The 8,908-nt window shown below is 73.2% G+C and carries 7 protein-coding genes; 4 read left to right on the top strand and 3 right to left on the bottom strand.

What is annotated here, in order from left to right:
- Window positions 1-192 precede the first annotated feature (192 nt).
- Window positions 193-762 (bottom strand): DUF4232 domain-containing protein, encoded by a 570-nt coding sequence (locus tag LCE31_RS31115; protein WP_225020283.1) that lies wholly within the window; start codon window positions 760-762, stop codon window positions 193-195.
- 197 nt (window positions 763-959) lie between these two features.
- On the opposite strand from LCE31_RS31115, the gene LCE31_RS31110 reads away from it, so the two are divergent.
- Together LCE31_RS31110 and LCE31_RS31105 are read left to right on the top strand one after the other, a co-directional pair.
- The gene (locus tag LCE31_RS31110) at window positions 960-2,384 is read left to right on the top strand and encodes a helix-turn-helix domain-containing protein (RefSeq protein ID WP_225020281.1); all 1,425 of its coding nucleotides are present in this window, start codon (window positions 960-962) and stop codon (window positions 2,382-2,384) included.
- 46 nt (window positions 2,385-2,430) lie between these two features.
- Complete coding sequence (locus tag LCE31_RS31105) at window positions 2,431-3,114, top strand: GNAT family N-acetyltransferase (protein ID WP_225020279.1); 684 nt, start codon at window positions 2,431-2,433, stop codon at window positions 3,112-3,114.
- Between the two features lie 210 nt (window positions 3,115-3,324).
- Here LCE31_RS31105 and LCE31_RS31100 read toward each other — a convergent pair whose 3' ends face one another.
- Complete coding sequence (locus tag LCE31_RS31100; protein WP_225020276.1) at window positions 3,325-4,206, bottom strand: SDR family oxidoreductase; 882 nt, start codon at window positions 4,204-4,206, stop codon at window positions 3,325-3,327.
- Window positions 4,207-4,292: 86 nt separating this feature from the next.
- Here LCE31_RS31100 and LCE31_RS31095 point away from each other — a divergent pair, with 86 nt between their 5' ends.
- Window positions 4,293-4,871, top strand: a complete 579-nt coding sequence (locus LCE31_RS31095) for a TetR/AcrR family transcriptional regulator (RefSeq protein ID WP_225020274.1) — start codon at window positions 4,293-4,295, stop codon at window positions 4,869-4,871.
- A gap of 304 nt (window positions 4,872-5,175) precedes the next feature.
- On the opposite strand, the gene argS is transcribed toward LCE31_RS31095, so the two are convergent.
- Complete coding sequence (argS, locus tag LCE31_RS31090; RefSeq protein ID WP_225020272.1) at window positions 5,176-6,975, bottom strand: arginine--tRNA ligase; 1,800 nt, start codon at window positions 6,973-6,975, stop codon at window positions 5,176-5,178.
- Window positions 6,976-7,113: 138 nt separating this feature from the next.
- Here argS and lysS point away from each other — a divergent pair, with 138 nt between their 5' ends.
- Window positions 7,114-8,871 (top strand): lysine--tRNA ligase, encoded by a 1,758-nt coding sequence (gene lysS, locus LCE31_RS31085; protein WP_225020270.1) that lies wholly within the window; start codon window positions 7,114-7,116, stop codon window positions 8,869-8,871.
- Window positions 8,872-8,908: the final 37 nt, after the last annotated feature.

Genomic DNA, 8,908 nt, shown 5'->3' with positions numbered 1-8,908 from the left:
GGGGGGTCCTGATCGACACCCCCCCCGGCGTGCTCCTCCTCCGCTCGGGCGGGGGGTGTGCGCTGGCGCGGGGGGGGGCCGCCCCCGCGCGGGGGGGGGGGGGGCCCCCCCGCCCCCCCCCCCCCGGGGGGGGCCCGGGGGCCCCCCCCCCGGGCCCCCCCGCGGTCGCAACGGGGGTGTGCTGAACGGTGGTTACCAGACCAGCGCCAGGGCCGCGGTGCTCTGCCAGTAGCTGACCCGGGCGTCGTCGTCGGTGTACGTGTTCTTCGGCAGCGCCGGGTGGGCGGCCGGGCCGACGGAGCCCTGGCCCGTGGCGCGCGGCATGAAGAACACGTCCAGCTTCTTGGCGATGTGGCCGTGCGCCTCGGCCTTGCCGCGGTCGCCGCTGAGCAGGACCGACGCGTACGCCGACTGCCCGGGCTCCAGGGTGACGACGGCTTGCGGGACGCTGTCCTCGATGACCTGGGTCGCGGACTGCGCCTCGTCGAAGCGCAGGGCCGGGGCGTAGTACGCGTAGCAGGTCGCCCTGCTCGTGTTCTTCGCCGTGAGCAGCAGGTGGTTGATGGGGCGGCTGACCTTGGCCGCGGTCACCTTCGTCGTCGCCCCGGTGCACGGCTTGACCGCCGCGGTCTTCGTCGTGGCCTTCGCCGTGTGCGGGGTGGCGGCGGTCGCCGAGGAGGCGCCCGTCAGAGCGAGGACGGCGGTGACTGCGGTACCGGTGGCCACGGCGGCGAGGCGGGTGCGGATGCTGATGCGGGACATGGGTGGCGTTCCCCGTTCGGTCGGTGGTGGAAGGGCGGTTGCACCGTCGGTGCTCCACCACGGTCCAAGGCCACCGGCCGCTGGGACAACACACCGCGCCGCATCCGGGACGCTGGAACGCCGGGACGGCCCCTGAGCTGCGGGAACCGTGACTGCCTGGGACGCGTCCTGGGACAGGGCGACGGAAGGCGACAGCGGTGGGGACGAGTGACACGGTCGAATTCGCGGCGATCCTGCGGGAATTGAAGGGCCGTTCGGGTCTGAGTTACGGAGCGCTGGCCCGCCGGCTCCACGTCAGTACGTCGACGCTCCACCGCTACTGCAACGGGGACGCGGTACCTGCTGACTACGCGCCCGTCGAGCGGCTGGCGCGGCTGTGCGGCGCGTCCCCGGCGGAACAGGTGGACCTGCACCGCCGCTGGATCATCGCCGACGAGGCACGCCGCCGTGGACGGGCGGCGGGCGCGGGGCCCGTTGGAGCAGAGACCGTTGAGGCGGGGCCCGTTGAGGTGACGTCGGCCGGTGCGGAGTCCGCTGGTTCCGTTGGCACGGGGCCGGCCGGCGGGGAGCCCGAGGAAACGGAGCCCGCAGCGACGGAGCCCGCCGCGACGGCCGGTTCCGCGCCCGAGGCCGACATCGTGTCCGGCGGGCGCGCCGTCGTCGTCGGGGAGGACGGGGCGGGCCGCGCGCGCGGCAGGGCGGCGGGCGGCCGGCTGCGGTGGCACGCGCTCGCGGCCTCGGCCGTCGCCCTCGTCGCGGTGGTGGCCGCCGCCTTCGGCCTACGGGCCGCGTGGCCCGGCACGTCGTCGGACAGGGTCTCGGCCTCGGTCCCGGCGTCGACATCGGCCGGACGCAGCGCGGCTCCCGCGCCGAGCCCGCCCGTGACGGGCTCCGCGCACGCCGCACCGGCACGGCACACGCCCTCGGCCGGGGCGGCGTCCCCCGCGTCCGGCTCCGCCCGCCCCGCGCCCCCCCCGGCGCGCGCCACCGGGGGAAGCGGCGGCACGGCCGGGGGCGCGCTGCCACTGGCCGTACGCGTCCAGCCGTACGCGTTCGAGGACCCGTGCAGCCAGCACTACCTGATCAACAGCCCTGCCACGAAGGTCCCGCCGCCGCCCGAGCAGGCCGACGCGCAGGGCTGGGTGCGGGCGCTCGGCGGGGTCGCGAGCGGCGAGCAGTACATCACCCTGACCGTGCAGGGCACGGGCCACGACACCGTCGTCCTGAACGCCCTCCACGTCCGCGTCCTCACCAGCGGCGCGCCGCTCCCCTGGAACGACTACGCGATGGGCGTGGGCTGCGGGGGCGGGGTCGGTGTGGGCGCCTTCGCCGTCGACCTCGACCAGGGGCGCCCGGCGCCGAAGGCCGAGAACGGGCAGGCGGACCTGCCGCGCAAGGTGAGCGAGGGCGACCCGGAGGTGTTCCACATCAAGGCGGACACCAGCGCGCACGACGTGAGCTGGTACCTCGAACTCGACTGGTCGAGCGGCACACGCAGCGGCACGCTGCGCCTGGACGACCAGGGCCGTCCGTTCCGCACGAGCGGGGCGGCGGGCAGACCCGCGTACGACTACCCGCTCGGCGACGACAATTGGGAGAGGGCGGTCGTCAACACCGACTGACCGCGCATACGGCGGCCCGGCCGTGTGCGGAGAAGGGAGCGTGCCCATGACCCGTCCAGATCCCGGCCACGAGCCGGAGTCCGGGCCGGGGGCACGGGTCGGAGACGGGCAGTCCGGGGCCGACAGTTGGGCTCTCGGGGCCGATTCGCCGCCCGGCACCGGTCTGCCCCCGTCGCCGCCGAGCCTCCCCGGGCCCGGTGTGGCCGTGCGGATTGCCGGTGAGGGGCTGGTCCTGCGGGAGTGGAGCGCCGCGGACGTGCCCGCGATGACCGCGCTCTTCGACGATCCGGACGTCGCCAGGTTCACGCCGCTTCCGTCGCCCTTCGACGAGGCGGCAGCCCGCGTTTATCTGGACCGTGCCGCCGAGTCGCGCGAGGAGCGCCGCCGTGTCCAGCTGGCGATCACGACGGACGGGCGCGCGCCGCTCGGCGAGGTCCTGCTGTTCACGACGGCCGACGACCCGTTCGCGCTCGAACTCGGCTACACCGTGGGACCGTGCCACCGCGGGCAGCGGCTCGCCACCCGGTCGGTGCGGCTGGCGACGGCGTACGCGTACGGGACGCTGCGCGCCGGGCGCGTCGTGCTGCGCATCGTGGCGGACAACGCGCCGAGCCGGGCCGTGGCGCGCGCGACGGGTTTCCACCCGACGGACGCACCGCCGATCACGCGTGGCGGGACGCCGCTGGACACCTGGCGGCACGGGGCGGACCCGCATGCCGGCCGGGAGTGACCTGACGGGGCGGGGCGGTTCGCGAACCGGCCGGCACACCCGTTGGGACGAGATGCGCGTTCCGCCGTCGCAGGCGCCGGGGGCCCGGGGCGCGCTGCCCGTGGAGGTGGCGGCGCGGGTAGTCGTGCCCTGTCCGCTCGAAGGTCCCGGTGAGGGCCGAGCCGGCGGCCGTGTGCGTCTGCTGCCGGAGCGGGTTCGCGGGGGAGCGGGTCAGATCTGGATGTCCTCCAGGTCTTCGAGGAGGCTGGGGTGCGACGGCCGCCAGCCGAGGGCGTCGCGGGTGTGAGCGCTGGATGCCGGCTGGTCCATGGCGAAGATCGGGCCGAACGGCCCGAAGGTCTCCTCCGGCACCGTCTCGACCGGCAGGTTCAGCCGGCGGCCGATGACCGTCGCGATGTCGCGTACCGTGTCGGCCTCGTCGGCGACGGCGTGCCAGGCCGTACCGGCCGGTGCCGATTCGAGGACCAGGCGGAACAGCACGGCCGCGTCGAGAGCGTGCACGGCGGGCCAGCGCTGGGTTCCGTCGCCCGGGTAGCCGGCCACCCCGTTGCGGCGCGCCGCGTCGGCCAGCAGGCCGGCGAATCCGCCCTTGCCCTCGTTGTGGACCGTGCGCGGCATGCGTACGGCCGTGCTGCGCAGGCCTCGTGAGGCGAGATCCAGCAGTGCGGTGACCGAGCGGCCCCGACCGCCCACCGGCCCGTCGGTCGGCACCGGGTCGGCCTCGGTGGAGGCTCGTCCAGGCACCCAGGGTGTGCCCGAGACAGTGACGATCGGGCGGTCGCTCCCGAGGAGTTCCTGCCCCAGCGCGGCGACGGCGGCGCTCTCTTCCGCGATGGCCCGCACGAGCGCGTCCGGGCTGCCGTAGTCGCGTCCGAACGCCAGGCTGATCACGCCGTCGGACTGCGCGGCACCGGACCGCAGGACGTCGAGGTCCGCCAGATCTCCCCGCAGGACCTTGGCTCCGGCGCCCTCCAGCGCCTGCGCGGAGCCGTCCGAGCGGGCCAGGGCGAGAACGCTGTGGCCGTTGCCGAGCAGTTCGGTGACGACGGCGGAGCCGATGGTGCCGGTACCGCCGGTGACGAAGACGTGCATGAGCTCTCCCTCAGTGATGGGACTCTTGTCCCGTCACCGACTTTACACGGTGACGGGACAAGAGTCCCATCGCCTATCCTGATCGCATGGCTAGATGGCAACCAGGCGCGCCGCAACGACTCGTGGTGGCGGCGGTCGACCTGTTCACCGAGCAGGGGTACGACGCCACGACGGTGACGCAGATCGCCGAGCGCGCGGGCGTCACCAAGAGCACCTTCTTCCGGCACTTCTCCGACAAGCGCGAGCTGCTGGTCGCCGGACAGGAGACGCTGAGCAAGCTGCTCGCCGAGGGCATCACCGAGGCGCCCGAGAGCGCCGGCCCGCTGCAGGCGGTGGCGGCCGGTCTCGAACTGGCGTCGAGCGCCATGGGGCCGGCCAACCGGGAACTCGGGCCCCGCCTCAAAGCGGCCGTGGCCGCCAGTACGGAACTCCAGGAGCGCGACGCCCTCAAGAGCGTCGGTCTCGCCGCCGCGATGACGGCCGCGCTCATCGCCCGCGGGGTCGCGGAACCGACCGCGCATCTGGCTGGTGAGCTGGGGGTCCTCGCGTTCAAGCGGGGCTATGCCCGGTGGTCGGAAGGCGACCGGGACGATACGGGAGGGCTCGCGCCGCACGCCCTGGCGGCGCTGGAGGAACTGCGCGCGGCGACGGCGTCGCTGGGCTGATCACGTCGTTCGGCTGATCACAACGGCTGTCCGGAACAGCGCACACGGCAATCCGGAGGATCACACGGCACTACCCGGCGCGTGGCCGTGGCCGGCGCGAGGACGGCGTGCGGCCGCCCTGGCCGTGCGGGCAACAGGCCCCCGGCGGACAGCCGGCGGGGGCCTGTGGGGGATGTGACAGGGGCTGCGGGTCCGGTGGGGCCTGCGGGGGATGCGACTGGGGCTGCGGGTCCGGTGGGAGCCGGCAGGGGCGTGACAAGGACCCGCGGCCGGGGCCTCACCCGGACCCGGCCGCTCCCGCGCCTCAGAGCCGCTCGGGGGCCCTGATGCCCAGCAGGGACAGGCCCTGCTTCAGCGTGCGGCCCGTGACCGCGCACAGGAAGAGCCGGTTCTCCACCTGCTCGGGCGTGTCCGCCTTCAGCACGGGGCACTGGTCGTAGAACGACGTGTACAGCGACGCCAGCTGGTAAAGGTACGCGGCCAGCCTGTGCGGCTCGTACGCCTCCGCGACCTCCGCCAGCGTCTCGCCGAACCGGTCCACGTGCAGGCCGAGCGCCCGCTCCGCCGGGGCGAGCGCGAGCTCCGCGTGCGGCGCGGGGGACGCCGTGCCCTCCGCCTTGCGCAGGATCGACTGGATGCGCGCGAAGGCGTACTGGAGGTATACGGACGTGTCGCCGTTCAGGGAGACCATCTGGTCGAGGTCGAACTTGTAGTCCCGTACCGCGGACGTCGACAGGTCGGCGTACTTGACCGCGCCGATGCCCACGTACCGGCCGTTCTCCTCGATCTCCCGCTCGCCGAGCCCGGCCTTCTCGGCCTTCTCGCGGACCACGGCGGTGGCCCGGTCGACGGCCTCGTCCAGCAGGTCCGCGAGCCGCACGGTCTCGCCCTCACGTGTCTTGAACGGCTTGCCGTCCTTGCCGAGGACCGTGCCGAACGCCAGCTGGACCGCCTTGACGCCGTCGTTCAGCCAGCCCGCCCTGCGCGCGGTCTCGAAGACCATCTTGAAGTGCAGGGACTGCCGTACGTCGACCACGTAGAGCAGGGTGTCCGCACCCAGGTTCCGCACCCGGTCGCGGATCGCGGACAGGTCGGTCGCCGCGTAGCCGAAGCCGCCGTTCGACTTCTGGACGATCAGCGGCACCTGGTTGCCGTCCGGGCCCTTCACGTCGTCGAAGAACACGCACAGCGCGCCCTCGGAGCGGACGGCGACGCCGGTCTCCTCCAGGATGCGGCAGGTCTCCGCCAGCATGTCGTTGTACCCGGACTCGCCGACGATGTCGGGGTCGTGGATCTCCACGTCGAGCTTGCCGAAGACCGAGTAGAAGTAGACCTTCGACTCGTCCACGAACCGCTGCCACATCGCCGTGGTCTCCGTGTCGCCCGCCTGGAGCGCCACCACCCGGTCCCGGGCCCGCGCCTTGAACTCCTCGTCGGAGTCGAAGGCGGCCCGCGACGCCTTGTAGAGGCGGTTCAGATTGGACATGGCGGCCTCGCCGGCCTCCTCGGAGGGGGCCTCGGCGCTCGCTGCGGCGTCGGTGGAGGCGCTCCGGTCCAGCTCGTGCGGGTGCTCGATCAGGTACTGGATGAGCATGCCGAACTGGGTGCCCCAGTCGCCGATGTGGTGGCGCCTGACGACCTTCTCGCCCATGAACTCCAGGATCTCGACCATCGCGGCGCCGATGACGGCGGACCGCAGGTGGCCGACGTGCATCTCCTTGGCCACGTTCGGCTGGGCGTAGTCGATCACCGTGGTCCCGGCGTGCTCCGCGTGCGGCACGCCGAGCCGCTCGTCCGCGAGGCGCGCGGCGAGCGTCTCGGTGATCGCCCGGTCCGCGACCGTGATGTTCAAGAAGCCGGGGCCGGAGACCTCCGCGTCCGCGATCACCCCGGGCGCCGAGAGCGCGCCGAGCACCCGCGTCGCGAGGTCGCGCGGGTTGCCCTTGAGCTTCTTGGCGAGCGCCAGGATGCCGTTGGCCTGGAAGTCTGCCCGGTCGCTGCGTCGCAGCAGGACATCGGCGGTACCGGCCTCCGGCAGGGCTGCCGAGAGGGCGTCCGCGATGCGCTGATCGACGGTCGAGGCGAGCGAGGGAACCGAGGCCATGAGCCGGCTGCCGTTTCTGTAGAGGTCAGGTTTTGTGTGTCATTCTCCCATGCCCGCGAAAGCGATTTTCCAGCTGCCGCACGTACCTGGGACACTGGTGTCTGCCGCTTTCCCCGACGCCCCAGCAGAAAGAAGGACGTGCCGACCGTGGCTCAGAGCACCGAGACCGACTGGGTCTCCCGTTTCGCCGACGACGTCATCGCCGAGTCGGAACGGCGTGCGCCGGGCAAACCGGTCGTCGTCGCGTCCGGTCTCTCGCCTTCCGGCCCCATCCACCTGGGCAACCTCCGCGAGGTCATGACCCCGCACCTGGTCGCGGACGAGATCCGCCGCCGCGGGTACGAGGTGCGCCACCTGATCTCCTGGGACGACTTCGACCGGTACCGCAAGGTGCCGAATGGTGTCCCCGGGGTCGACCCGTCCTGGGCCGAGCACATCGGCAAGCCGCTGACCTCGGTGCCCGCCCCTGCCGGGTCCGCGTACCCGAACTGGGCCGAGCACTTCAAGGCCGCGATGAGCGAGGCGCTCGCCGAGCTGGGCGTCGAGTACGACGGCATCAGCCAGACCGCGCAGTACACGTCGGGCACGTACCGCGAGCAGATCCTGCACGCGATGCGGCACCGCGGCGACATCGACGCGATCCTCGGCAGGTACCGCACCAAGGACAAGGGCGGCGCCAAGGCGCCCGGGGGCGGCCAGAAGCAGAAGCAGCAGAAGCCCGTCGACGAGGCCGAGATCGAGGCCGCGGAGGGCTCGGGCGCCGCCGACGAGGACGACGGCAGCGGCGGCGCCGGCGGCTACTACCCGTACAAGCCCTACTGCGGGCGGTGCGGCAAGGACCTCACCACCGTCACCGCGTACGACGACGAGACGACCGCGCTCACCTACACCTGTACGGAGTGCGGGTTCGGCGAGACCGTCCTGCTCAGCGAGTTCAACCGCGGCAAGCTGGTGTGGAAGGTCGACTGGCCGATGCGCTGGGCGTACGAGGGCGTGATCTTCGAGCCGTCCGGCGTCGACCACTCCTCGCCCGGCTCCTCGTTCGTCGTCGGCGGGCAGATCGTCCGCGAGATCTTCGGCGGTGTGCAGCCCATCGGCCCGATGTACGCGTTCGTCGGCATCTCCGGCATGGCCAAGATGTCCAGCAGCAGGGGCGGGGTGCCGACGCCCGCCGACGCGCTGAAGATCATGGAGGCGCCACTGCTGCGCTGGCTGTACGCGCGGCGCCGGCCCAACCAGTCCTTCAAGATCGCCTTCGACCAGGAGATCCAGCGCCTCTACGACGAGTGGGACGCGCTCGCGAAGAAGATCGCGGACGGTACGGCGCTGCCCGCCGACGCCGCCGCGTACTCGCGCGCCGTCCGTACGGCCGCGGGCGACCTGCCCCGCACGCCGCGCCCGCTGCCCTACCGGACGCTCGCGTCGGTCGCGGACATCACGGCGGGTGCCGAGGAGCAGACGCTGCGCATCCTCAGCGAACTGGACCCGGCGCACCCGCTGACCTCGCTGGACGAGGCAAGGCCCCGGCTGGACCGCGCCGAGCAGTGGATCAGCAGCCAGGTCCCGGCCGAGGCCCGCACGGTCGTCCGCACCGAGCCCGACAAGGAACTGCTGGGCTCGCTCGACGAGCAGGCCGCCGAGTCGCTGCGGCTGCTGGTCGAGGGCCTGGACGACCACTGGTCCCTGGACGGGCTGACCACGCTCGTCTACGGGGTGCCGAAGATCCTCGCGGGCCTGGAGCCCGACGCCAAGCCGACGCCCGAACTGAAGGCCGCGCAGCGCTCGTTCTTCGCGCTGCTCTACCGGCTCCTGGTCAGCCGCGACACCGGCCCCCGGCTCCCGACGCTGCTGCTCGCCGCGGGCGCCGACCCGGTGCGGACCCTGCTGGGGGCGTAAGGGGCCGGGGCCCCGCGGGAGCCTGGGGCGCCCACGG

Source organism: Streptomyces sp. 8L (assembly GCF_020176795.1).
Taxonomy (GTDB): domain Bacteria; phylum Actinomycetota; class Actinomycetes; order Streptomycetales; family Streptomycetaceae; genus Streptomyces.
Note: the sequence above shows the minus strand (reverse complement) of the source record. Positions and strands in the feature narration are given on the sequence as shown.